The 25127-nt window shown below is 70.4% G+C and carries 20 protein-coding genes; 10 read left to right on the top strand and 10 right to left on the bottom strand.

Annotation, left to right across the window (positions count from 1 at the left end):
* Positions 1 to 140: 140 nt before the first annotated feature.
* On the bottom strand, positions 141 to 887 hold the full coding sequence (locus tag RMN56_RS29560) for an MBL fold metallo-hydrolase (protein ID WP_313721129.1): 747 nt from the start codon (positions 885 to 887) through the stop codon (positions 141 to 143).
* A gap of 242 nt (positions 888 to 1129) precedes the next feature.
* On the opposite strand from RMN56_RS29560, the gene RMN56_RS29565 reads away from it, so the two are divergent.
* The 3 genes from RMN56_RS29565 to RMN56_RS29575 all read left to right on the top strand — a co-directional run bounded on the left by RMN56_RS29565 (position 1130) and on the right by RMN56_RS29575 (position 4250).
* Complete coding sequence (locus RMN56_RS29565; RefSeq protein ID WP_313721130.1) at positions 1130 to 1405, top strand: hypothetical protein; 276 nt, start codon at positions 1130 to 1132, stop codon at positions 1403 to 1405.
* Between the two features lie 182 nt (positions 1406 to 1587).
* Positions 1588 to 2532, top strand: coding sequence for a hypothetical protein (locus tag RMN56_RS29570; protein ID WP_313721131.1), 945 nt, complete (start codon positions 1588 to 1590; stop codon positions 2530 to 2532).
* 533 nt (positions 2533 to 3065) lie between these two features.
* A complete protein-coding gene (locus RMN56_RS29575; protein ID WP_313721132.1) occupies positions 3066 to 4250 on the top strand; it encodes a low temperature requirement protein A in 1185 nt (394 codons plus the stop codon).
* 2 nt (positions 4251 to 4252) lie between these two features.
* Here RMN56_RS29575 and RMN56_RS29580 read toward each other — a convergent pair whose 3' ends face one another.
* Positions 4253 to 5437, bottom strand: a complete 1185-nt coding sequence (locus RMN56_RS29580) for a low temperature requirement protein A (protein WP_313721133.1) — start codon at positions 5435 to 5437, stop codon at positions 4253 to 4255.
* An 893-nt stretch (positions 5438 to 6330) separates the two neighbouring features.
* Between RMN56_RS29580 and RMN56_RS29585 the strand changes: the two genes are divergently transcribed.
* Together RMN56_RS29585 and RMN56_RS29590 are read left to right on the top strand one after the other, a co-directional pair.
* A complete protein-coding gene (locus tag RMN56_RS29585; RefSeq protein WP_313721134.1) occupies positions 6331 to 7806 on the top strand; it encodes a tetratricopeptide repeat protein in 1476 nt (491 codons plus the stop codon).
* A gap of 260 nt (positions 7807 to 8066) precedes the next feature.
* The gene (locus RMN56_RS29590) at positions 8067 to 8321 is read left to right on the top strand and encodes a hypothetical protein (RefSeq protein WP_313721135.1); all 255 of its coding nucleotides are present in this window, start codon (positions 8067 to 8069) and stop codon (positions 8319 to 8321) included.
* 348 nt (positions 8322 to 8669) lie between these two features.
* Here the strand turns inward: RMN56_RS29590 and RMN56_RS29595 are convergent, their stop codons facing one another.
* Complete coding sequence (locus RMN56_RS29595) at positions 8670 to 9503, bottom strand: alpha/beta fold hydrolase (protein ID WP_313721137.1); 834 nt, start codon at positions 9501 to 9503, stop codon at positions 8670 to 8672.
* Positions 9504 to 9674: 171 nt separating this feature from the next.
* Positions 9675 to 10679, bottom strand: coding sequence for an NADP-dependent oxidoreductase (locus RMN56_RS29600; protein WP_313721139.1), 1005 nt, complete (start codon positions 10677 to 10679; stop codon positions 9675 to 9677).
* A 141-nt stretch (positions 10680 to 10820) separates the two neighbouring features.
* Between RMN56_RS29600 and RMN56_RS29605 the strand changes: the two genes are divergently transcribed.
* Complete coding sequence (locus tag RMN56_RS29605; protein ID WP_313721141.1) at positions 10821 to 11306, top strand: winged helix-turn-helix transcriptional regulator; 486 nt, start codon at positions 10821 to 10823, stop codon at positions 11304 to 11306.
* A 335-nt stretch (positions 11307 to 11641) separates the two neighbouring features.
* Positions 11642 to 12208, top strand: a complete 567-nt coding sequence (locus RMN56_RS29610) for a TMEM175 family protein (RefSeq protein ID WP_313721142.1) — start codon at positions 11642 to 11644, stop codon at positions 12206 to 12208.
* A 95-nt stretch (positions 12209 to 12303) separates the two neighbouring features.
* On the opposite strand, the gene RMN56_RS29615 is transcribed toward RMN56_RS29610, so the two are convergent.
* Positions 12304 to 12795, bottom strand: a complete 492-nt coding sequence (locus RMN56_RS29615) for a hypothetical protein (RefSeq protein WP_313721143.1) — start codon at positions 12793 to 12795, stop codon at positions 12304 to 12306.
* A 398-nt stretch (positions 12796 to 13193) separates the two neighbouring features.
* Here RMN56_RS29615 and RMN56_RS29620 point away from each other — a divergent pair, with 398 nt between their 5' ends.
* From RMN56_RS29620 to RMN56_RS29630, 3 genes are read left to right on the top strand one after another with little or no spacing between them, the layout of a single operon-like run.
* Positions 13194 to 15050, top strand: a complete 1857-nt coding sequence (locus RMN56_RS29620; RefSeq protein ID WP_313721144.1) for a GH39 family glycosyl hydrolase — start codon at positions 13194 to 13196, stop codon at positions 15048 to 15050.
* Between the two features lie 2 nt (positions 15051 to 15052).
* Positions 15053 to 16843, top strand: a complete 1791-nt coding sequence (locus RMN56_RS29625; RefSeq protein WP_313721145.1) for a GH39 family glycosyl hydrolase — start codon at positions 15053 to 15055, stop codon at positions 16841 to 16843.
* Positions 16840 to 18381, top strand: coding sequence for an alpha-amylase family glycosyl hydrolase (locus RMN56_RS29630; RefSeq protein WP_446685810.1), 1542 nt, complete (start codon positions 16840 to 16842; stop codon positions 18379 to 18381). The genes RMN56_RS29625 and RMN56_RS29630 overlap by 4 nt, the downstream gene beginning before the upstream one ends.
* A 114-nt stretch (positions 18382 to 18495) precedes the next feature.
* Here RMN56_RS29630 and RMN56_RS29635 read toward each other — a convergent pair whose 3' ends face one another.
* The 5 genes from RMN56_RS29635 to RMN56_RS29655 all read right to left on the bottom strand — a co-directional run bounded on the left by RMN56_RS29635 (position 18496) and on the right by RMN56_RS29655 (position 25091).
* On the bottom strand, positions 18496 to 20376 hold the full coding sequence (locus RMN56_RS29635) for an ABC transporter ATP-binding protein (protein WP_313721146.1): 1881 nt from the start codon (positions 20374 to 20376) through the stop codon (positions 18496 to 18498).
* 1 nt (position 20377) lies between these two features.
* Positions 20378 to 21307, bottom strand: a complete 930-nt coding sequence (locus RMN56_RS29640) for an ABC transporter permease (RefSeq protein ID WP_204940936.1) — start codon at positions 21305 to 21307, stop codon at positions 20378 to 20380.
* A gap of 22 nt (positions 21308 to 21329) precedes the next feature.
* Positions 21330 to 22325, bottom strand: coding sequence for an ABC transporter permease (locus RMN56_RS29645; protein WP_204940937.1), 996 nt, complete (start codon positions 22323 to 22325; stop codon positions 21330 to 21332).
* A 64-nt stretch (positions 22326 to 22389) separates the two neighbouring features.
* Positions 22390 to 24063, bottom strand: coding sequence for an ABC transporter substrate-binding protein (locus RMN56_RS29650; RefSeq protein ID WP_313721147.1), 1674 nt, complete (start codon positions 24061 to 24063; stop codon positions 22390 to 22392).
* A complete protein-coding gene (locus tag RMN56_RS29655) occupies positions 24060 to 25091 on the bottom strand; it encodes a LacI family DNA-binding transcriptional regulator (RefSeq protein WP_313721148.1) in 1032 nt (343 codons plus the stop codon). The genes RMN56_RS29650 and RMN56_RS29655 overlap by 4 nt, the downstream gene beginning before the upstream one ends.
* Positions 25092 to 25127 lie beyond the last annotated feature (36 nt).

The following is a 25127-nucleotide window of genomic DNA, read 5'->3' on the forward strand; positions in this document are numbered from 1 at the left end:
CGAGCCCGGATCTTGCGGCCGTCGTACTCGCCGTTTCTGCTGAGAGACGAGGTAGAGGACTTTCATCGCGGCCTGCTCGGTCGGGCAGTGACCGACGGCTTCCTCGCCCACGCCGGACTGACCCTCGAACCCGACTCAACCTAGGTTTTGCTGCGCAGGTAGGTCTCGGCCAACTGGCGAAGGCGTGTCCTGTCGAAGCTGTGCCCGTGGCCGGGATGGACGACGGACACGTCGAGGTCGGCGAGGAACTGCATGCTTCGCCGGTAGGCAGCCACGTCGGAGTTCGGCAGGTTGTCGATCAAGGCACCGTCGTAGATGACGTCGCCGGAATACAGGGTCCCAGTGCGCTCCTCGAGCAGGGCGATGCTTCCCGGTGTGTGGCCGGGGAGGTGCAGCACAGTCAGCACTCGCCCGCCCAGGTCGATTCGGTCGCCGTCGTCGAGCATGCGGTTCAGGGTCATGGGTTCGACTCGATAGGCAGCCGGGTCGTAACCGGGACCGGGCAAAGGGTCGATCATGAGCTCCGGGACAGGTTCTCCCGCCGCGTCGATCCCCAGTTTGTCGTAGAGCTCCGCGCCGTACAGGCTCGCCGGTACACCCGCCGCCAAAAGCCCCGCCTCGGCGGGGTGGGCAGCCCGGTCACCGAACTCAGACGCCCCACCGACATGATCCAGGTGCGCATGGGTGAGCAGGACCATCGGGTCCCGCTCGAACAGGCCCGGAATCGCCTCCCGCAAGGCGACGACACCGAGCCCGGCGTCGACCACGATGTCACGATCGTTGCCGCGCAACCACCAGAAGTTCGCCGACACCAATTCGTTGACGTGCGGTTCCGAGATCCGGATGACGTCGCTAGCCACTTCGGCCCGTGCATACCAGTCGACCATGGCCACAACCGATCTACTCGGCGATTCCTCGCTCACACTGGACTGCCCCTCCAACCCCATACAACTGGGCCATACAAGGTCTGCACTCCCCCGGTAGAGGGAGGCCGTCCCCCTCTACCGGGAGGACAGCCCCGCCAGTCGCCACAGAGCATTGCTCCATGACCATCAGGCCTTGTTCTGTCAGTCCCGGGGTGGCTGGTCGCCTTGTCGACCGATCCCGTGGGGAGCGGAAGACCCGGTTGGTGTTCGGCTACGAGGTGATCGTTGCGGTGCGCTATGCGGCGCTGAAGGAGCCCCCGGCCAAGGGGTCGATGGCCGTAGTTCCGGCGGGTTCTGCCGTACGCGGGGAGAAGCTCGTCGCGACGAACGCGGTCACGGCGGCGTCGGATGCCGCGGCGGTTCTGGTCGCATTGGCGCCCATGAGCCGGCGGGGACAGTGGGTCGCGGCGTGGTTGGCACCGCTCTCGGTCCGAACCCGGCCGCTGACCCCGGCCGTGGCCGAGATGGCCAAACGATGACGGCGAGGCAACGGCCCGGGCGTGTGCGGGTCCCTGATCGCACGGCCACGGGTCCGGCACCTCGTCGAGACGCTGCGCAGGGGGTTGGCATGTCCGGTCCTTCGGCACGTTCCCTTCGGTCAGCTGCCGCGCCTCGGGTCCGGCCGTGGGCGGTGGCCTGCGTCGTGTTCGTCGTCGCCGAAGTGACTTTGCGGGCGTACTGGATCTCGGGTGGCCGGTGGGGGTACACCGCCTGCGACCGCACCAATCTGGTCGACCCGACGGGCGGATGCGGCGCGAACCGGGTCGAGACACTGCCGTTCTGGGCGGGGTGGGGAGCGGTGGGAGTCGGCGCCGCCCTCGCGGTGCTGGTCGTGTGCGCGCTCCGGTTCCCCGGCCGCTACTCGGTCGCCGGCAGTTGGGCGGCGGCGGCGCTGCTCCTGGTCCTCGCGTTCCCGCTGCATCTGCTCTTCGAGATCCCTGCGGCGTTGGCGGGACGCCCCTCGGACTGGCGCGACCTGGGCGCACGGCTCGCCCTGGCGACCGGCGGTCTCCTGTTCGCCGGGCTCGCCAACGCCTGCGCTCCCCAGCGCGGAGCGCGGGAGGCCGGGTACCAGCCGGTGCCGCGGTGGACCCGCCGCTGGGCGTACGGGGCGGTCGCTCTGCCGGTGGTCGGTTGGGCCGTGCCGCACGGGCTGTGGGTGCTCGGCGTCCCGTTCGGAATTTCACAGCGGCAACTCGATGACATCCACCGGAACCTCTCGACCTGGACCGGCGTGGCGATCACCCTCGTCCCGCCACTCGCCGGCCTGCTCGTTCTCGGGTTGATACAGCGCTGGGGGCAGCAGTTCCCCCGCTGGGTGCCGGGACTGCGGGAGCGACAGGTTCCCCGGCCCCTGGCGCTGATCCCCGCCGGGGTGGTGGCGCTCACGCTGCTCACCTACGGCGTCTTGAGCGTCGCGGTGCTCGCGACGCAGGTGCTCACCGGCGACACGCACTGGTCGGAAGTGCGTGAGGGGTGGGCGGTGACCGCCACCCTGCTGGTGTTCCTCTGCTGGGGAGTGACACTTGGCGTCACCACCACCGGCTACGCCATCGCCACCCGGCCCCGCCAGGAGCGGACCACGAACACCGGTCTCTCGCTCTGAGCAGCCGGCCTAACCAATCACGCCGAAGACTCAGCGACGTCGGCCTTCCTCGGATCGGAGCACTCGTGAATCCCGTCGAGTCGGACCGTAGCTGGGCCGCTGCCCCGTCGCCTTGGGCCCGCTGGGCCGCCTACAGCTTCACGACGAACTGCAACTGGCACCCAGGTAAGAGGTCGCCCGGCGCCAGCGCGGTCAGGCGCCTGCCGAGCTTTCGGGCGATCAGCCCAGCCCGATAGGCGGTCCCGCAGCGGGGTGATGCCCACCGCCACCAGGCCGCGGCCACGGGGCCAGGCCTGCCGGAGGGCACGCGTGGGACCTACCGGGCGGACCTGGCTGGCCTGATCGCCCACAGCCGTCTCATGGCGGTCATCCATTGAACTGCATCGCCGGAGGTCGCGTGTGTCGGGCCGATGGCCGGTGTACAGCTTCCGCCCTGCTCCTCAGTTTCCGCTCTCCGGCGACCCCCGCTTTTGTAGGTTGGCGAAAGAAACGTGCCTCCGCTCCCCGAGGGGCGTGCCGAAGGAGGCAGAAGCGTGAGGCCCAGCCCGCTCCCCCGGATCCTTCGCCGGCGCGGCGAGCCGGACTATCCAACGTTCCTGGAGCTCTTCTTCGACCTGGTCTACATCTTCATGCTCTCCAGGCTCTCGGCGGGGCTGGCCGAGGACCTGACCGTCCGGGGCGCCGCCCAGACCGCCGTCCTGTTGATGGCCGCGTGGTGGGTCTGGGTGCTGACCGCGTGGCTCACCGACCTGTTCAACCCACGGCTGCCGGTCATCCAGGCCACCGTCCTGGCGGTCATGTTCGGCACCCTGTTGATGGCGATCGCGGTGCCGTACGCCTTCGCCGAATACGGCTGGCTGCTCGTCGCGGCGTACTTCGGCATCCATCTCGTCCGGGACGCCGTCCTCATCCCCGGTACCCGGGTGAACCGCCCGATCCAGGCCCGGAGCATCAGAGTGTTCTTCTGGTTCGGCGTCACGGCGCTGCCGTGGGTGGCCGGGGTGTTCGTGCACGGAACGGCCCGGCTGCTGCTCTGGTCGGTCGCGGTGGCGGTCGACCTCGGGTCGGCCCGGTTGGGCTGGCCGACGCCGAAACTTGGCCGCACCGAACTGGCCAGCCAGATCTTCACCGGCGCCCACCTGTCCGAGCGGCATCGAGAAATCTTCATCATCGCCCTCGGCGAGCTGATCCTGAGCGGCGGCATTGGGCTGGCCGGCAGCGGCTTCCAGGCCGGCCGGGTGGCCGCGAGCTTCGTCGGCTTCGCCAGCGCCGTCGTGCTCTTTCAGCTCTACTTCCTCCGGGTACGGCAGCTGCTGGCACCGCCCGCCGTCACGGTGGTGGAGCGGGTCCGGCCCGGCACCTCCACCTCATACAGCCACCTGGTGATGGTGGCCGGGGTGCTGGTGGTCTCGACCAGCGTCTCCCTGGTCATCGACCGGCCGTCCGGTGCGGCACCGGCCGCCTGGATCGCCGCCATCCTGGGCGGGCCGGCGCTGTTCCTGCTCGGGAGTTGCCTGTTCGACGCCGTGGTCACCGGACGGGTCCTCTGGTCCCGGGCGCTGGGGATCGTGGTGCTGTGCGCCATCGGACCGGCCATGACGCTCCTTCCGCCGCTGGCCATCCTGGTCGTGGGGAATTTGGTGCTGCTGCTCATCCTGGTCTGGGAGACGCTGCCCGCACACGCGCGGCCGGTCCGGGTCACCGTGCCGACCGCGTGAGGTCACCCGAGCGCCGGTGGCATCGGCGCGCGGGCGTGCCGGTGGGTGCTCACCAGGTTCGCCGCAGCGACCAGGGCCAGGATGCTCATGGCGAGCAGCGCGACCACGACCGGCGGCAGCAGGCCCGCGGCCGGCGCAGCGCCGGCCAGGAGGACCAGCCCGGCCAGCCGGGACCGCGAGATCCGGCCGAAGACCGTGTAGTCCAGCACCGCGCGACCGACCAGGAACAGCGCCGGTCCGCCGAGGATGACCGCGGTCCACGAGGGCGGCGTCTCCCCGAAGGGACGCAGCACGACGAGGTGACTCGTGACCGCTGTGCCGCCGATGCCCGCCACCATGATCAGATGAGTGACCGCGGCGGACTGCGTGAGCAGTGACGGGTTCGCCGATCGCGCGATGGCCTCGGTCAGCAGTTCGCCGGCCCGGTAGATGTAGATCCGCCAGGCCAGCACCACGGTCGTGAACACCACCAGGAGCGCCCACGCCCGGCCCATGGTGTAGTCGCTCACCGTGAAGGTCGTCCCGATGATGAAGATGGACGCGCCGAGCGCGATGATGACGAACTGCCGGTACCGCTCGGCCACCCGCTCGCCGACCAGCCGCCACTCCTGCGGCTGCGACCGACCGCGCTTCGGCAGCGGCCAACCGAGCGAGGCGGCGACGTACTCCAGGACGACGGTCGCCGCCCAGAGCAGGAGGCGGGTGGGGCCGGTGGCCAGCGCCCCGCCGATCCAGCCGACTGAGGCGATGGTGTACCAGAACAAGATCCGGCCGCTGCGGACGGGCTCGTTCGCATCCGGCCGGAGCAGGAGGTAGTAGATGCTCGAACCGAGGTGGATCGCCAGGTAGGTGATCGCGAAGAGCAGGCCGCGCCCGTCGTACGCGTCGGATGCCGCGGCCGCCAGCAGCAGGCTGCCGGCCGCCACCCCGATGAACTGCACCTGGACCGCGGGCCGCGTCAGGTCCAGGGTGTCGGCGGCCCAGGTGGTCACCGCCCATACCAGGGTGAACGCCAGCAGCAGGACCAGCGTCTCCCCGACGCCGGTCCAGCTCACGTCGGCGGCGAGCGTCCCGACCAGGGAGATCATCACAACGACGTACACCAGGTCGAAGAAGAGTTCCAGGAACGCCGGGCGGCCGGGGTCCCGTGGGGTCGGAGCCGCTGTGTAGGCACCGCCTTCGGTCACCATCGACGTCCCCCGGACCCCCGCACTGTCCTCGCCTGATGACACCTTACGGGCAGAGGCCCGGCCGCAGGCTCGCCATCAGCGTCATAACCCGCTACCGGATTGCGGGCCAATGCTTCGTCCTTCAGGGCGGGGGTGAAGGCCCGCGCTGGGAGGGCCGTCAGGCCCGAGCAGTGCCTTGAGCCGGAGGTTCTGCTGCTCGATGTACTGCTTCACGACACTCAGCGGTGCCGCCGCGGCGGAGCCCGCGACGTACGAGCCTGACCAGAATAGGGCGGAGAGGATGTCAACGCGCGATCTTTCGGTCGTACCGGCCCGGTGCGCGATGGCTGCCGCCCTCGGCGGCGCGCGGCGCCGGCGGTGATGACAGCGCCGAGATCAGCTGCCCGCTCCTGCGCCACGCAATGACCACCACGGTCCCGACCTGGCGCGCAGCCGGAAAGCGTCTCGAAGCCGTCGATGACGGCTGGCGAGCTCACGGTGGCGAAGGTTGCCCTGGTTGGTGTGGTGGACGCTGTCTGGCTCCGCGACGCCGTCGGCTCCGTAGGTGACACAGACCTGACCGCTGTCCGCTCGGGGCGAGGTGGCAGGCTGCTGTGCTGTTTGGCTAGCGAGGTCGGGAGTTCGGCCTCATCCCGCGCCACGTCTGCCGTCGATCCGTTCCTCCCTGGGAGCGGGCAGCCGCCCCGCCGGCCACGCCAACCTTCACGGCTGCCATGGGCGCTGCCCGGGCCGAGAGCAGCCTCTCGGCCCACCGTGGTCGATGGCAGGAAGGGCAGAATGGGCTGGCAGGATGGTGCGTGAGCGTCACCGCCGGCCCCGCCAATAGAGGAGACAGCCCTGCGCCCGGGGGCTGCGCGAACGTCAGTAGGCGGTCCCTAAACTTGCGGTTCGTGACAACATCCCTCACTCCGGTCGAGGTGGCCTTCGCGCTGTTGCGGGAGGGCCGCATGGGCGACGCCGAGAACCTGATGACGCGCGAACTGCAGGCGGCCGCGGACAGACACGGTCACGGCAGTCCGGAATGGGCCTCGGCCCAGTGCGACCTCGGCAACGTCCTGCTCAACGCAGATCAACTCGGCCGCGCGGTTGAGTGCTACCGCCGTGCTGTCTCCGCGACGCCACGCGATCACGAGTCCCGCAAGGACCAGTTGACCTACCGACTCAATCTGGGCTTGGCGCTGCGCATGGCCGGACGACTCGACGAGGCCGAGGCCGAGTTGCGCCAGGGCGTTCAGGAGCGGCTCGCCTTCTATGGTCGCGAGCATGCCGGGTACGCGTTCGGCCTCGAACCGCTGGCGGACCTGCTGCGGCAGCGCGGCGACGTGGCAGGTGCCCGGCAGGTTGTCGAGGAGGCGGTCGCCAACCTGTGGCGCAACGGGCACGAGCGGGTGGCCTCCGCGCTGGCGCTGCGAGCAGCGATTGTGCACGCCGGTGACACCCGCGAGCCGCTCTTCGTGGGCCTGCAGCAACTGCCCGACGAGGTCGTCGAGGAGGTCGGGCGAGTCGTCACCCAGATGCTGGACCACAACGACCCGACAGCCAAGCCCCTGCTCACCGCCCTGGTCGCCGCCTTGGAGGAGCGGCTCGGCATTGACCACCAGGCGACGCTCAACGCCTTGTCCGCGCTGGCGAACCTCGGCCGTGACCTCGGTGACCAGGCGGGGCGAATTGAGACGATCGAGCGTGTGCTCGCTTCCTACGACCGTCAGGGCCGGCAGGAGGAGGCGCTGATGGCAGCGCTCGGCTTGGCGATGGCTCAGGACGAGGCCGGCGATGCCGAGGCGGCGCTACGCACGTACGCGTCGGCGCACGCAAGGGCGGAGCGCATCGGCCGCCCGGAGCTGCGAAGTCAGGTGCTGCGCAACTGGGGTCTCGCGCTGAAGGAGGCCGGCCAGGTAGGCCTAGCGGAGCAACGGCTGACCGAGGCAGTGAACCAGGCGCGCAGCGGCACCGACCGTGACACGGTCGGGCGGGCCTGCATCGCCCTCGGTCTGTTCCTCCAGCATGAGGCCCGGCTGCCGGAGGCCCGCACGGTCCTGGAGGAGGGCCTGGCCGTCATGGATCCCGTACACCCGGACGCGATCATCGGCCGCAGCCACCTCGGCGCGGTCCTCGACGGCCGAACCTGCGGGTGCGGCGACATGGCGGGCACGATCGCCAACGCGTTCCGCGAGTTCGTCATCACCAGGCTCCCCGCGGACTTGCTCGACCGCCTCGACGTGGAGATCGTGGACGGCGACTTCAAGATCGAAGTCGGGCTGCGGCGAGAACCGACCCAGGGCGAGCTCGATCGGCTCAACGAAGTCTTCCAAACCGCTCACGCCGAATTCCGCCACCGGATCAGCGAGCCCCGCTACGCCGGCTGACCGCCCGACCGCCGTTCCAGTACCAGGTTACCGGCGCGCACGGCCAAGCCCCGACCTCGCCTGGATCACACGCACTGTTCTCGGCATGGTCGGATGCGCCCGACCTGCCCGAACAGCCAACGCCCGACCAGCGGCTATGACGGGGCTAGGCTCGTCACGTGGTGTATCCAGCAGCTGGCAGCCCAGTCGGCGCCGTGCGCATCGAGCGCGTGGATGACCAAGTTCCGCCGGGACCGCGGCTCGTCGGTGAAGGGTGAGGCATGATCGTCGATCACCTTGCCAGAGCCCTCGTCACGGCAACGGCGACCTTGGTCGAGTTCGTTGGGTCGGCCAGGGATGCGGAGCGCGCTGCACTGAACACCCTGGAGGAGATCGCATACGTGCTCGACCAGATGAACGCCGACGAACGCCAAGAGTTCCGTGACGTGCTGGAGCGTATTGCGGCAGCGGAGCCCGAACGCGCCGACTTCATCCGCAGCCTGCCGGGTTCCCTGGGTTTGGATGGCGAGTCGTAGAGCGGATCTCGTCGTCGGGCAGTGTGTGGACGTCCTGTCTCCCCGGCCGGGGCCCAGGTGGAGCGCCCCTGCGTCGCCGGATCCTTGCTCACACGAGGAGAGCCTGCGACACATCCGCAACAAGCACGCCCAGCTCGAATCGACGAGCGGTCCAACCCGATATCGGGCCGCTGGGCTTGGTGCCGCTGCCGAGCAAGTGGCTGATCGAATTCTGCCCGCCGATCCCCACCGCGCACCTGGCTGACTCGGCCGACGAGAGTGGTGCCGTTCGTCTTACAGTCCCACCGGCCGCCTTGACATGCAGGGGTGCCATGAGCGGATGTCGGCAGGGCCGAGGCCTTGAGTCGTCTAGGGCGTGAGGAACTCAAGCGCCTTCCGAACGAACTCTTCGTGGTACTGGAAAATCCCACCGTGTCCGGCGTCTGGGTACAGCGGTATGAATTCGCTGTTGGGTAGACGTTCGGCTAGGGCGACGGTGTTCCTGCTTGGCACCATCCTGTCGCTGTCCCCGTTCGCTACCAGCACCGGATGGGTGATGGTCGAGAGGTCTGCCGGCTCTTGGCGCCCCCACCGGCGGATAGCTTTGAGTTGGGCGCGGAAAGCCCGCAGGGACATGGCCTTGTCGCGGCCCTCCTCGCGTTCCTTCAAACGCTGCAGAAACTCGCGTCCTGCCTGACGCCCGTTGGCTGTCCTGGTGAAGAAGAGGGACTGCTTTGGATCCTGGAAGGTCAAGGCGCCCCTCACGATGCCCTGAAGCGTCACTGCTGTGACTTTGTCGATGCCTTCGCCTCCGGCAGGACCTGTGCCCGCGAGAATGATCTTGCGGACTAGCCGCGGTTCCTCTTGCGCGATCCTCTGCGAGATGAAGCCACCCATCGAGAATCCGAGCAGATCGACTTGCTCGAGTCCCAAAGCCTGGATGAACGCGATCGCGTCGTGCGTCATCGCCTCGATCGTTTCCGGCGTCGAGCCCCCTGACGCGCCAACACCTCGGTTGTCGAAGGTGATCACTCGATGCTTCGCGGCGAGACCGTCGACTACTCGCGGATCCCAGTTGTCTAAGACCGCGGCCAAATGGTTCAGGAGCAACACCGGCACGCCACCCTCCGGACCGAGTTGCCGATACACAAAGTCCACGCCGTCTACCGACACGGCCCGGGTTGGCGCATCCTTGTAGGCCACACGTGAGCTGCTCCCAGAGCGTCCCGATAGATCCATGTCGACCTCCTCCAGTGGACTGCGCTCGGCGGTTTCTGGTAGTTGCGGGGTCGCTCGTGGCCTCCCTGCAACGATGGCGCGCTCTGCGCGCCGCAGCCTGACGGTTCAAGGGCTATCCGAGAGCGGCAGGTGTGATCAATTCATCCGGACGACGACTTTGCCGGCCTTGGCGCGCCCTTCCTCGACGTACGCCAGGGCCTCCCGGATCGACTCGAATGGGAACACTCGGTCCACGACCGGCCGGATAGTCCCGGCCTCGATGAGGGAGGTGACTTCGCGCAGCTGGTCACCACTGGCCCTCATGAAGAGAAACGAGTACGTCACGCGGCGGCGTCGCGCACGCTGCCGGGTTCGGAAGCTTAAAGCGGTCATCACCAGCCTGACGAGGGGATTCGCTCCCAGTTCCTTGGCGAAGGTGGGATCGGGCGGTCCGGCGATGCTGATGACTTTCCCACCCGGTTTCAGCACCCGCAGAGACTTGTCGAGCGTCTCGCCACCGAGGGTGTCCAGCACAACGTCATAGTCGTGCAGGACCGTCTCGAAAGCCTGCTTCTTGTAGTCGACGACGACGTCCGCGCCCAGATCCTTCACCAAGCCAACCTTTGACGTGCTCGCGGTCGTGGCCACACTCGCCCCCAGATGCTTCGCCAATTGGATAGCGATGGTGCCCACGCCGCCGGAGCCTGCATGGATGAGGACCTTCTGGCCCGCCTGTACGTTCGCTCGCTCAACCAGGGCCTGCCAAGCGGTCAAGCCGACCAGGGGAATGGACGCGGCCTCCTCCATGGTCAGCGTGGTCGGCTTGGTCGCCACGTCGTCCTGGTGAATCGCGATGAGTTCCGCGAACGCGCCGATCCGGTTCTTGTCCGGACGTGCGTAGACCTCGTCGCCTACCGTGAATCGCGTTACGCCCGCACCCGCTGCGACAACCACGCCGGCCAGGTCGTTGCCCAGGACGAACGGCACCCGGTACGGCAGGATCACCTTGAAGTCGCCGTTGCGGGTCCTGAGGTCGAGCGGGTTGACGCTCGCCGCGTGGATCCGGACGAGGACGTCCTGATCGCCCACCTGCGGATCTCGCACATCGCCGGCGCGCACTGCGCTGGCATCCCCGTAGCGCTCGACAATTAGTGCCTTCATCTTTCTCTCCGTCCTCGCCGCGCCGCAGGCGGCAGCGCACGACTCCCCGCCCGTCAGCGCTCTGTAACCGCAAGCCTCGTCTCAGCTATGAACACTACGAGCTGAGTATACGAAAGTAAACTCAGCTGGTATGGTGCGTGCGTGGACGCTGGTGTTGACATGCTCTTTGATCGGGACACGACGAATTGCTCGATCGCCCGGACCCTGGAGGTGGTGGGCGAAAAGTGGACCCTGCTGATCCTTCGAGAGGTCTGGTACGGCGCAACCCGCTTCAGCGACTTCGAACGCATCCTGGGATGTCCCCGCAACCTGCTTGCTGAGCGGCTCCGCAAGCTCGTCGAGCACGGCATCCTGTCCACCGAGCCATACCAGGAGGCAGGCTCCCGCGCCCGGCTCCGGTACGTGATCACGCCCAAGGGGACCGATCTGGCGCCGGCAGTGCTAGGACTGATGCAGTGGGGCGACCGATACTGCGCCGACTCGGCGGGCCCGGCCATCATCACCCGCCACGACAGGTGCGGCGCCCAACTCTCCGTGCAGGTCCGATGCGAGCACGATCATCACGTCCAGGCGAACGACATCCAAGCCGCACCTGGCCCAGGCTTTCGAATGAAGGCGGACGAGTGACGCGACCAGCGCTCAACGCTCGCCTGTGCATCCACGATGGCGCCCCGCGACGCCGCCACCAAACCCGCGCCCGGACCAGCCGCTACCGGTAACAAGCCGCCCAACACCCTCAAGATCTACGGCCGGAGTAACAGGACGAGGCGCGCCGGATCTACTGCCATCCGGTCTGGACGTCGGCACCGAGCCCGACGGCTCGACGTCCAGGACCTGCCTCACTCGTTGAGCGAGGTGGCGAAATCCGGCCACAGCAGTCGACGGGTGGTTGGGATGGGAGATCGGGATTGGGTGCAGCAGAGGACCAGGCGCGTTCAGCCAGGAGTGTCGAGCGGACAGAGATGTTCAGCGACGCGGTGCTCGCCATCATCATCACCCTGCTCGTGCTCGACCTGAAGCCGCCCCAGATCGGACCCGGCCACCTGCTGCGGGGGCTGCTTGAAGAATGGCCGGCGTACCTGGCGTACGCCACGTCGTTTCTCAACCTGGCAGCGATCTGGCTGGCGCATCGCTACGTCTTCGAGCGCATCCGGGCGACCAGCCCGCCGCTGAACTGGGCCAACCTCGCCATACTGTTCAGCTCAGCGCTGGTCCCCTTTCCGACCGCCGTGGTCGCCCGATTCCTGAAGGCGGGCAATCAGGGCGACATCCAGACCGCAACCGCCCTCTATGCCCTCGTCGGCGCCCTGATGCTAATCAGCGCGTGGATCTTCTACCAATACGTCGTCCGGCACCCCGAGTTGATCCATGCCGGCGGCGGCAAGTACCTCCGGCAGGAGCGGGCCAAAGCACTGATCGGCACCGCGCTCTTTCTCGTTGGGGGCCTATTCGGGTACATCTCCCCTTGGATCGCGTTTGCGCTCTTTCTCGCCGTACCGCTGTACACCGGCATCACAGCCCCTCGCTAAGCGATGTCTCGTAACGCTATGGCGGTCCGGTACGGACTGTCGGTGATCATCAGGCGCGCGTGTCGGTGGTCGCCCAAACCCCGGGCAGCGCAGCCTCAAGCCGGATCTCCAGCTGTCAGGCGGTTCAGGATGGTCCGGGCCAGCGCGGCGAGCCGGGTTCGTAGGTCCTCGTCGGCCCGCCCACCGAGGTCGTCTTCGAGATGCGCGGCCAGGGCGGCGACCGCCGGGAGCAGGTCGTCCAGCCGGCTGCCCTCGTGTCCCACCACGTAGAGACGGTGGGTTCCCACCTCGGCGGGGATGCTGCGGTCGAGGATCCGCTCGCAGGTGTCGGCGGCGATCAGCGCCACCGCGGTTGGCAGGGCCGGCTCCGGGAGCCCGAGTTGGTCGGTGACCGCCGCCAGGCGCCGATTCGCGTCGTGCGCCGACAGTGTCCGAGCTGACTCGGCCGCGAGCGCCACCACCGCATCGCCGTTGACGCCGGCCACCAGCAGGTCGCAGGCCAGCATCACCGCGTGGTGGGGATCGGCGTCGTAGAGCAGCGCTCGGGCCTGTTCGGCCCGAAGCCGGCGAAGAAGTTCGTCATCCACGCGCCGAGGCTAAGGGGCGCCTCGTAGCCCTGCGTGTCTGTCTGGCGAGGATGGTCGGGCAGGATGCCTGGGTAGGTGATGACTGCGGCTCAGTCTGAGTGGATCTTCCCGCGGCGTGCTTCGAGTCGTCATCCACCACTTCCCCGAGTTGACGGGGATCGAACGGCCGGGCGAACGGTAGCGACGAACACGGCCAGGGCGATGGCCTGGCTTCGACCACGCTGATGATCATGGCGGTGATCGCGGTGCCGCCGACGCACCTGGGTCCGGCACCCGGAAGACCGGCCCACATGGACCGGTGCCGTTACGCGAAAAAGCCGTCACACCGCAGGCGCAACCGCCGCAGAAACCGGTTACAGTGCTCGGACCGGACCACACGAATCCCTGGAGGTGCCCCGGTGACGAGCATCAGCGACCACCAGCCGGCAGACGCCCGATCCGACTGGGAGGCCCGCATCGCGCTGCGCAGCGATGAGCAGGGCACGACGAGCGGGATCCCGCTGCTCGCGCCGCCCGGTGACCTGGCGGCGGCCGCCGGGGTCGGCCACGTCCGACTGTCCTGGTCGCCGGTCCCGGGTGCGGTCGGCTATCTGGTGCATCGCGCACCGCTGCGCGACGGCGTACCCACCGGTGAGCTCACCCCGATCGACCACCTCGGCGGCGACGTCCTCTCGGTGCCCGACACCTGGTACGTCGACACCACCGGCGAGCCCGGCACGCCGTACGCCTACGCGGTGGCCGCGGTTCCCGAGGTCACCGTGACCGGTCCGCTCAGCGCCCGGGTCCACGCCGCCGCGCTGCCGGCCGACGGCACCGTGCCGACCGTCGCCCTGCGGGTTGACGCTGCCGAGGAGGGCGTGCCGCTGCCCCGGCCGTGGCAACCGATGATCGGCAGCGAGCGGCTGTCGCAGCTGCTCTGCACGGACACCTCCGGCGGCCGGGAGATCGGCCGCGAGCTGCTCGCCGCGCTGCGCCGCATCCGGCAGGAGATCGGCGTGGAGACGGTGCGCGCGCACTCGATCCTGCACGACGACCTGGCCGTCTACCGCGAGGTGGACGGCGCGCCGGTGATCGACTTCACGGGCGTCGACCGGGTCTATGACCTGGTCCTCTCCATCGGCCTGCGGCCGGTGGTCGAGATCGGCTTCATGCCGCGCGACCTGGCCAGCGACCCAGAACGGACGGTCTTCGAGTATCGCGGCGTCATCTCCCCGCCCAAGGACTGGGACCGCTGGGCCGAGCTGGTCCGGGCACTCGTCGCGCACCTGCTGGAGCGGTACGGCGAGACGATGCTGACCTGGGACTTCGAGGTGTGGAACGAGGCCAACCTGGAGGTGTTCTGGTCCGGTACCCGGGAGGAGTGGATGCGGCTCTACGACGTCACGGCCAAGGCGGTCAAGGACGTCGACCCGCGGATCCCCGTCGGTGGCCCGTCGTCGGCCGCCGCCGGCTGGGTGGACGCGTTGCTGGAGCACGCCAACCGCTCGGGCGCGCCGGTCGACTTCGTCTCCACCCACACCTACGGCAGCCCGCCGCTGGACCTGCGCCCGACCCTGCGCCGGCTGGGCTTTCCGGACGCGCGGATCCTGTGGACCGAGTGGGGCGTCACGCCCACCCACTTCCATCCGGTCAACGACGGCACCTCGGCGGCGACCTTCCTGCTCAGCGGGATGCGCTCGGCCGCCGGTCGGGTCGAGGCGCTGTCCTACTGGGTGGCCAGCGACCACTTCGAGGAGTTGGGCCGCCCGCCGCGGCTGCTGCACGGCGGCTTCGGTCTCATCACCGTCGGCGGCATCGCCAAGCCCCGCTACCACGCCCTGCGGATGCTCGCCCAGTTGGGCGAGACCGAGCTGAGCGTCCAGGCTTCCGGGGACGGCGCCAACGGGCTGGTGCAGAGCTGGGCCAGCCGGCGCGCCGACGGCAGTCTCGCCATCCTGGTCTGGGCCTCCACCCTCGATCAGTCCAAGCGTGACGGTGACCCGGCGCTGGCCCGGCAGATCCGGCTGGCTGTCGAGGGTGCCGCCGGCCGGACGGTGACGGTGACCCGGCTCGACCGCGAGCACGGTGACGTGACCACGCTGGCCGAGCAGCTCGGCGTGGCCGACTGGCCCACCGGGGAGCAGTGGGACGCGTTGCGCGCCGCCGACTCCCTGCCGGTCGAGAAGGTCGACACCCGCGCTCGGGGCGGCGCCGCGGTCGTGGAGCTGCACCTGCCCCAGCCGGGGGCGGTGCTGATCGAGGTCGCCGGGAGCTGAACGTGACCTCCCCTTCCGAGGCATCGGCGGGCGACGGGGCGCCCGGAGCGCGGGCGTGGGCCGGGCGCGGTCAGGTGAGCGTCGACTGGGATCCGGTGCCCGGCGCCGTGGGCTACCTGGTGCACCGCGCCGACGGCGGCGGCCCGTACCGGGTGGTCGACCACCGCGGCGGTGACCTGTTGGCGGTGCCCGCTGCGCCGTACGCGGACACCACCGTCGAGCCCGGGCGGACCGTGCGGTACGCGGTGCGCCCGGTGTTCGACGCCGACCGGCCCGGCGACGCGCCCCTCGGGTCGCCGTCCGCGGCCGTCGCCGTGCTGGCCGACGGCGACGGCCTCGTCGAGGTGAGCGTCGACGCCGGTTGCCCGCTCGGGCCGGTGCACCGCCCGTGGCGGGACATGATCGGCTCCGAGCACCTGAGCCTGCTGCTCAGCGCCGACCGGGTCGGCGGCGAGGAGATGGGCGCGGGGCTCGCCGCCGCGCTCGGGCGGGTGCACCGCGAGCTGGGGGTCCAGCGGGTCCGGGCGCACGGCATCCTCGGCGACGACCTCGGCGTCTACCGCGAGGTCGACGGCCGCCCGGTGCACGACTTCACCGGCATCGACGCGGTGCTGGACGCGCTGGCCCCGACCGGGCTGCGGCCGGTGCTGGAGCTGTCGTTCACCCCGCGGGCGCTGGCCGGTGACCCGTCACGGGTGGTCACCGCCGCGGGCGTGTCCAGCCCACCGCGGGACTGGGACCGCTGGGCGGCGCTGGTCGGTGACCTGATCCGGCACCTGCGCGCCCGCGTCGGCGAGGCCGAGCTGCGCCGCTGGGCGGTCGAGGTGTGGAACGAACCCGACCTGGACTGCTTCTGGACCGGCAGCCGGGAGGACTACCTGCGGATGTACGACGTCACGGCCCGCGCCGTGCGGGAGGCCTGTCCCGGCCTGCCGGTCGGCGGGCCGGCGACCGCCGCGACGAAGTGGATCGAGCCGTTCCTGGATCACCTCGACGGCTCCGGCGCTGCGCTGGACTTCCTGTCCACCCACGTCTACGGCAGCCCGCCGCTGGACCTGCGCCCGGCGCTGGCCCGGCACGGCCGGGCGGGCACGCCGCTGCGCTGGACCGAGTGGGGCCCCTCCCCCACCCACTTCGCACCGGTCAACGATTCGGTTCTCTCGGCGGCCTTCGTGGCGACCGGGATGCAGGAGGCGGCCGGCCGGGTGGCGTCGCTCGCCTGCTGGGTGGCCAGCGACCACTTCGAGGAGCTGGGCCGGCCGCCCGCGCTGCTGCACGGCGGGTTCGGGCTGCTCTCGGTGGGCGGCCTGGCCAAGCCCCGGTTCTGGGCGCTGTGGATGCTGGAGCGGCTCGCCGCGGTGCAGCTCGCCGCCCGGCTCACCGGCGACGGCGCGGGCGCCCTGGTACGGGCGTGGCCGTCGATCGACCCGGACACCGGCCGGATCGCCGTCGTGCTCTGGAACGGCACCCTGGACCAGGGCGTACTCGACCGGCCCGACCAGCGCGCCCGGCTGGAGCGGACGGTGCGGTGGCGCATCGACGGGCTGCCGCACGGCGCGTACGAGGTGCGGCACCGGCGGCTGGACGAGCAGACGTCGAACCTCTCCGCCGCCGCGCGTCGGCTCGGCGTCGACGGGTGGCCGACCGACGAGCAGTGGGCCGCGCTGCGGGCCGCCGACCGCCTCGCCGACGCGACCCCACCGGTGACCCTCGCGCCGGATCGCGGCACCGTCGGGCTGTCGGTGACCCTGCCCATGCCGTCGATGTCCCTGCTGGAGCTGACCCCACGATGAGCATGACCGACACCGGGCCGTGGTGGCGCGAGGCCGTCACCTACGAGGTCTATCTGCGCTCGTTCGCCGACGCCGACGGCGACGGCCTCGGCGACCTGGCCGGCGCGCGGTCCCGGCTGCCCTACCTGGCCGGCCTCGGCGTCGACGCGGTCTGGCTGACCCCGTTCTACCCGAGCCCGGACCATGACGGCGGCTACGACGTGTCCGACCACCGCGCCGTCGACCCCCGCATGGGTACCCTCGCCGAGCTGGACGGGCTGATCGCCGACGCCCACCGGCTCGGCCTGCGGGTGGTGGTCGACCTGGTCCTCAACCATGTCTCCAGCGCCCATCCGTGGTTCACCGCGGCCCGCGCGGCCGGCCCCGGCGCACCGGAGCGGGACCGGTTCCACGTCCGGCCCGGCCGGGGTGTCGCCGGGGAGCTGCCGCCGAACGGCTGGCGGTCCATCTTCGGCGGTCCGGCGTGGGCGCCGTTCGGCGACGGCGAGTGGTACCTGCACCTGTTCGACATCGAGCAGCCCGACCTGCGTCACGAGCACCCCGAGGTGGCCGCGGACGCCGCGGCGACGCTGCGGTTCTGGCTGGACCGCGGCGTCGACGGGGTGCGCTTCGACGCCGCGGGCTCGCTGGTCAAGGACCCGGCCTATCCGGAGCTGCCCGCCGGCTGGCAGGCCGGTGACCCGTCGCCGTACAGCGATCGCGACGAGGTGCACGAGATCTACCGCCGGTGGGCGCGGCAGCTCGCCGCGTATCCCGGTGACCGGCTCGGCGTGGCCGAGACCTGGGGCGGGCCGGAGGTGGTCGGGCCGTACCTGCGCCCGGACGAGTTGGGGCAGGCCTTCGCGATGGACCCGCTCTACTGGCCGCTGCGGCCGGAGCCCTGGCGGGCGGGGGTGGACGCGCTGCTCGCGGCCACCACCCGGCACGGCCGGCTGCCGGCGTGGGTGCACGGCAGTCACGACGTGAGCCGCGCGGCGCAGCGGTGGGGCCGCGACGGCGCCCGGGCCATGCTGCTGGTGATGCTCGCGCTGCCCGGCGCGGTGTACCTGTACGCCGGCGACGAGCTGGGCCTGCCCGAGGTGGCGCTGGCCGACGACGAGATCCGCGATCCGGTGTTCCGCCGCTCCGGCGGCCAGGAGCGGGGCCGCGACGGCGCCCGGGTGCCGCTGCCGTGGACCGAGGGGCCCGCGCCGTACGGTTTCGGGCCGGTCGGGTCGACGCCGTGGCTGCCGCAGCCGGCCGGCTGGGGTGGCTTCTCGGTGGCTCGGCAGGCCGACGATCCGGCGTCGGCGCTGGCGCTGACCCGGGCGGCGCTGCGGCTGCGCGAGCGGTGCTGGCGGGGGCGGCCGGCGGAGGTGGCGTGGCGGGATGCGCCGCCGGGCTGTCTGGCGTTCCGTCGGGGCGCCGACGGCCCGACCTGCCTGGTCAACCTCGGTGACGTGGCGATCGACCCGCGACCGTACGGGTCGGTGCTGCTCGCCAGCGCGCCGGTGGACGGCCCGACGCTGCCCGCCCGGTCGGCCGCCTGGCTGGGTTGACCGGTCGCGCCGAAGCGCTCGACCGGCGGACCGGGACGCGGCCGCCTCACCCGGACGTCGGGTCCGCCGCCACCGGTGGCGGCGGACCCGACGTCGCCTCGTCCTCGGGCGTCGCTACGAGCGGGCGGCCTTGGCGGCGAAGGGGTTGGGGATCGAGTCGAGCAGCAGCCGGGTGTAGTCGTCCTGGGCCGCTCCGATGACCTCGCGGGTCGGGCCACGCTCCACCAGCACGCCCTGGTTGAGCACCAGCACCTCGTCGGCGAGCAGGCGGGCGCTGAGCAGGTCGTGGGTGATGTAGAGCATCGCGAGCCGCCGGTTGCGGACCAGCTCGCCGAGCAGTTCCAGGATCTCGGCGCGGATCGAGACGTCCAGCATCGAGATCGGCTCGTCGGCGATCAGCACCCGCGGGTCGGGGGCGAGAGCGCGGGCGGTCACCACCCGCTGGCGCTGCCCGCCGGAGAGCTGGTGCGGCAGCTTGTCGAGGAACTGTCCGGCCGGGGACAGTCCGACGCTCTCCAGCAGTTGCGCCGCGCGTTCCCGGATTGCGGCGCCGCGCAGCCCGGCGAAGTTGACCAGCGGGCGCGACAGGGCGTACGCCACCGTCCGGGTCGGGTTCAACGCGCTGAACGGGTCCTGGAAGACCATCTGCACGTGCCGGCGGTAGTCGGCCAGCCCCCGTCCGCGCAGCCGGTCGACCCGCACCTCTGCGCCCCGGACCCCGCTGAAGCGCACCTCGCCGGCGCTGGGACGTTCGATGCCGGTGATCAGGCGGGCGATCGTGGACTTGCCGCTGCCGCTCTGCCCGACCAGGGCGGTGACCCGGCCGGGGTGCAGGGTGAGCGACACGTCGCGCACTGCCTCGACGGTGCTGGTGCGCAGCCCACGCCGGCTGGTGTAGCGCTTGGTGACCCGGTCGACGGACAGGACGGCCTCGGCCGCCGCGTCGGTGGTGTCGCTCGGCTCGGTCAGGGCGCCGGTGGCCGGGAAGTGGCTGCCGATCGTGGCGGCGGCGTCCGCCGCGCCGAGCCGCACCACGGGCAGCCGGTTCTCCTGGGCGACCAGGCAGCGGACCAGCCCGCCGTGGTCGGGCAGCAACTCGGGATGGACCTGGCGGCAGGCGTCCTCGGCGTGCGGGCACCGGGGGGTGAACAGGCAGCCGGCCTGCGGCCGGGACAGGTCCGGTGGCCGGCCCGGGATGTAGGTGACCTGCACGTCGGGCAGGCGCGGGTCGGCGTACGAGCCGAGCAGGCCCCGGGTGTACGGGTGCCGCGGCTCGCGCAGCATGCCGGCCGCCGGGCGGTTCTCGACGATCTCGCCGCCGTACATGACCATCACCCGGTCGGCCATCTCCAGCACCGTGCCGAGGTCGTGGCTGATGAACAGCACGGCGAAGCCCAACTCGCGGCGCAGTTCGGCCAGCCGGGTGAGGATGCTGCGCTGCACGACCACGTCGAGCCCGGTGGTCGGCTCGTCGAGCAGCACCAGCTTGGGCCGCAGGGCGAGCGCCAGGGCCAGCGCCACCCGTTGCTTCATGCCGCCGGAGAGTTCGTGCGGGTACGCCTTGAGCACCCGGGAATCCAGCGAGACCAGGTCGAGCAGCTCGGTGGCCCGCGCGGTGACGTCACCGGGGATCTTGTGCGCGGCGAAGGTGTCGGCGAACTGCGCCTGCACCCGGATCACCGGGTTGAGCGAGTTCATGCTGCTCTGGAAGACCGTCGACAGGTTGGTCCAGCGCAGCTCGCGCAACTGGTCCTCGGTGGCGGTGGTCAGATCGACGCCGTCGAAGGTGACCTGGCCGCCGCTGATGCGGGCCGGTGGGGAGAGCAGCCGCAGGACGGCGTTGCCCAGCGTCGACTTGCCGCAGCCGGACTCCCCCAGCAACCCGACGAACTCGCCCTCGTCGATGCCGAAGGAGACGTCGTGCACGGCGCGGTTGGCCGGCTGGTCGCGCGGGGTGTAGGTGACGGAGAGGTTCTGCACCTCTAGCAGGGCCATGTCAATCCTCCCGGAGGTGCGGGTTGCTCAGCGCGTCGATGCCGAAGTTGATCAGCGTGAACGAGGTGATCAGCAGCGACAGCGCCAGGCCGGGGGCGATCAGCCAGGCCCACTGCCCGGTGAGCAGGGCGCCGCCGAGGCTGGCCTGGTTGAGCATGGTGCCCCAGCTGACCGTCTGCGGGTCGCCGAGCCCCAGGAAGGCCAGGCCCGCCTCGCCGCCGATCGCGCCGAGCGCCGCACCCATGAAGCCGACCACGATCAGCGAGGTCATGTTGGGCACGATCTCGCGGGCGATGATCCGGGCGGTGCCGTCGCCGGCGAACCGGGCTGCGGTGATGTAGTCGCGGGTGCGCAGGGTGATGATCTGCGAGCGCTTGATCCGGGCGCCGTACGCCCAGCCGGTCACGCTGATCACGAAGATGATCAGCCACAGACCCCGGACCGGTGCGTACGCGGCCAGCGTCACCATCAGCGGCAGCGCCGGCACCACCAGGCCGAGGTTGATCAGGAAGGAGAGCACCTCGTCGACCCAGCCCTGCAGGTAGCCGGCGGTCAACCCGATGACCAGCGCGATCAGGGTGGACAGCAGCCCGGCCGCGAGTCCGACGATCAGTGAGGTGCGCGCGCCGACGACGAGTTGGGAGAAGACGTCCTCGCCCTGTGCCGTGGTGCCGAGCCAGTGACCGCCGGTCGGGCCGAGCGACGTGGGGAAGTCGTCGTCGCGCGGGCCGTACGGTGCGATCAGCGGGGCGAAGAGCGCGACCAGGATGAACGCGCCGAGCAGCAGCAGGCCGATGCGGCATTTGCGGTTACGCCACAGGATGAGCAGCCAGCCGGGCAGTCGGCTGCGCCGGGCCAGCTCGGTGGCGGTGGTCTGGAGGCCCTCGGTGTCCGTGCCCGGGGCCGGTACGGCGGGAGCGGGTGTGCTCATGACAGCTCCCTGGTCCGCTCGGTCATGCCGTCTCCGCCTTTCGGACCCGGGGGTCGAGGAACCCGTAGAGAAGATCGGCGAGGAAGTTGGCCACCAGCACGCCGACGGTGGTGAACAGGAAGATCGCCTGCATCAACGGGTAGTCGCGGCTGGACACCGATTCCAGCAGCAGGCGGCCCATGCCCGGATAGTTGAAGACCGTCTCGACGAGGACGGTGCCGCCCAGGACGCTGCCCAGCGCGATGGCGAAGCCGGTGACGTTGGGCAGGATCGCGATCCGGGCGCCGTAGGTGAGGGCGATGCGCCGCCGGGGCAGGCCGCGGGCGACGGCGAGCCGGGCGTGGTCCTCGCCGAGGCTCTGCACCATGTTGTTGCGCATGCCGATGATCCAGCCGATCGGGCCGGTGATCAGCAGCGCGACGGCGGGCAGCACGCTGTGCTGGAAGGCGTCGGAGATGAAGATCCAGCTCCAGCCGGGACTGCTGCCGCCGCCGTAGCCGCCACGCTCGGGAAACCAGCGCAGGGTGATCGCGAAGACGTAGATGAGCAGCAGGGCGAGCCAGAAGAACGGCAGCGTGCCGAGGAACGTCGAGCCGAGGGTGATGACCGAGTCGACCCGGCTGTTGCGCCGGTACGCGGCCCAGGTGCCCAGCAGCGTGCCGACGATGAAGGAGATGATCTGCGTGACCCCGACCAGGATCACCGTCCACGGCAGGGCTTGGCCGATCATGTGGGTGACGCTGTACGGGAAGTAGGTGTACGAGACTCCGAAGTCACCGTGGAGCACCGCGCCGAGGTACTGCAGGTACTGCTCGAAGAGGTTGCCGTCGGGGGCGCCGAGCATGATCCGGACGGCCTGCACCTGGGCCGGGTCGACGCTCTCGCTCTGCCCCGCCAGCCGGGAGACGATGGCCTCGGCCGGGTCGCCGGGTTGCAGCCGCGGGATCAGGAAGTTCAGCGTGACGGCGGCCCACAGGGTGCCGAGGAAGAAGACGAAGCGTCGGGCGAAGTAGGCCACCGGGACCCTCCCTTCCGGGGGACGGGCCGGCCGGCGTGCGGGTGCGCGCCGGCCGGCCATCGGCTTACTTGGCGTTGGTTCCGGTGGGCCGCAGGTTGGTGATGATGAGCAGGTTGTCGCTGGGCGCGGCGTAGGGGTTCTCCTCGCTGGGCCAGCCGGTGGCCTTCGCGGTGCGGTACTGGAACCACTTGGCGCCGTACCAGAGCGGGATCATCGGCACCTGCTCGGTCATGACCCGGGTCAGATCCGCGACGGCGGCCTTCTGGCCCGCCTCGTCGGTGGCGGTGCGCAGGGTGTCGATCAACTGGTCCGTGCGGGGATCGTTCCAGCGGACGAAGTTGCTGACCGCCTTCTTGCCGATCGGTGCGGACTGGTCGCTGGCCAGCGGCTCCTGGAAGTTGCGGAACATGTTGCAGCTTCCACCGTGCACGCCGAGCAGCATGTCGTAGTTGCCGATCGCCCGGTCGTTCTCGTACGCCTCGGGGGTGGGCGTCTCGGCCCGCACGGTGAACCCGAGCGCGTTCAGGTTCGCCACGATGATGCGCTGCGCCTGTACCCAGTCGGTCCAGGAGCCGGGGACCCGGAAGCTGAAGGCGATGGGCTTGCCGTCCTTGCCGACCCGCTTGCCGGCGCCGTTCTTCGGGTAGCCGGCGGCGGTCAGGTCGGCGTCGGCCCGGGCCGCGTCGTAGCCGGCCACGCCCTGGTTGGGGATGTCCTTCGGCAGCCACTCGGCCTGCCCGGGGACCACCAGGCCAGTCTGGCTGGCCGGCTTGACGTAGCCGAGCTGCGCCTTGTCGACGATCTCCTGCCGGTTGAACGCGGGCACCAGGGCCTTGCGGAAGGCGGTGTCGTTGAACGGCGCCTTGGTCAGGTTCATGTAGACGCTGATCGAGCCGCCGGAGGGGAACCAGTACTTGTTGTGCTCGGGGTCCCGGTCGACGTACGCCTTCTTGATGTCCGGCACGAACATCGCGTTGGTGTCGTACTCGCCGCGGCTGAGCTTGAGCTGGTCGATCTGGCCGCCGCCGTCGGCCTTGTGGAACCGCAGCTCGTCGACCTTGACCTTGTCGGCCTGCCAGTAGTCGGCGTTGCGGCCCAGCGTGAGCTGCTGGGGGTTGAAGGCCTTGACGGTGAAGGGTCCCGTGCCGACCGGCTTCTCCGCGTTGGGGAAGGTCACCGGGTCACCCACGGTGGACCAGACGTGCTTGGGCACGATCTTGATCTCGCCGAACAGCGTGAACGCCGCCGCGCCGGGCTGGGCGAACCGCATCGTGACGGTCTGCGGGTCGGTCGCCTCGACCGCGCTCAGGTACCGCCAGATCCCCTTGGTGTCGAGCGCCTTGTGCTGCTTGAGCATGTCGTAGGTGAAGGCGACGTCGTCGGCCGAGAACGGCTTGCCGTCGTTCCACTTCACGCCCTGGCGCAGCTTCCAGACCAGCGTCTTCGGGTCGCTCCACGTCCATTCCGTGGCCAGCCAGGGCTTGGCCTGGCAGCCGTAGTTGTCGTAGGTGATCAACTGCTCGAAGACGTACTCGGTGGCGCCGAGCCGGCTGGCGTCCAGGTAGGGGTTGTAGTTGGCCTGCGGGTTGCTGCCGCCGCCGAAGTCGCCGTAGTCGAGGTAGGCGATCCGGCCGTCGGTGCCGGGGCCGGACTTCTGCTCCGTACCGGTGCACCCGGCGGTCGCCAGGGCGACGGCCGCGGCGACCGCGGCGATCCGGGCTAGTCTCGATCGTTTCACTTGCCGGTACCTCCAGTGGGGGGTTGCGCCGGGCAGCCGCAGCTGCGACGCACGACGAACTCGGTGGGGAGGACGATGCTCTCGGGCGCCGCGGCGTGGGGGTCGCCGGCGGCGTTGAGGATCTGCCGGGCGGCCTCGGCGGCCAGGTCCCGGATCGGTTGCCGCACAGTGGTCAGCGACGGGGAGACGAGGGCGGCCATGGGCGCGTCGTCGAAGCCGGTGATGACGAGGTCCTCGGGCACGCGCAGCCCCCGGCCGAGGGCCCCGACGAGGACGCCGATGGCGATCTCGTCGTTGGCGCACACCACCGCCTGCGGCGCGGCGCCGTTGACGAGCAGCCGCTCGGCGGCCAGGACGCCGTCCGGCTGCTGCATGGCGACCCGGACCGGCTCGGCGGGCGGGGTGAGGTCCGCCTCCCGGTACGCCGCCCGGAAGCCGGCCCACCGCTCGCTGACGTCGGGCGAGCCGTCCGGGTTGCCGACGAAGGCCAGCTCGCGCAGGCCGTGGTCGACCAGCAGGTGTCGGGTCAGCCGGGTCATGGCCGGGGCGTTGTCGACGCTGACCGAGGAGACCGTGTCCGGGCCCCGGCCGGCCAGGACGACGACCGGCACCGTCGCTGCGAGCCGGAGCAGCGCTGGTTCGGAGATGGTGCCGCCGATGACGGCTATGCCGTCGACGCGGCGGGCCATCTCCAGCACCTGGTCGTCGGAGTCCTCGCGCAGATGCGTGCAGAGGATGTGCACGCTGGCCCGCGCCGGGACGGCCTCCGACTCGAAGCCCTGGATCAGTTCGGTGAAGTACGGGCCGGACAGGCCGGGGAAGACCAGGCCGAGCGCGCCGTGCCGGCCCGCCGCGAGGGCTCGACCGAGGTGGTCCGGCCGGTAGCCATGCTCCTCGATGGCTTCCAGGACGCGTCGTCGCATCTCCTCCGACACCTGACCGGTGCCGTTGGAGACCCGGGACACCGTGGCGACCGAGACTCCGGCGAGCCGGGCGATCTCCCGAACCGTGACCCGACTGTTGCCCATGGCTTCCTCTATCCGTAACGTGCGTGACGGTAACCG

Origin of the sequence: Micromonospora halotolerans (genome assembly GCF_032108445.1) — a bacterium.
Taxonomy (GTDB): domain Bacteria; phylum Actinomycetota; class Actinomycetes; order Mycobacteriales; family Micromonosporaceae; genus Micromonospora; species Micromonospora halotolerans.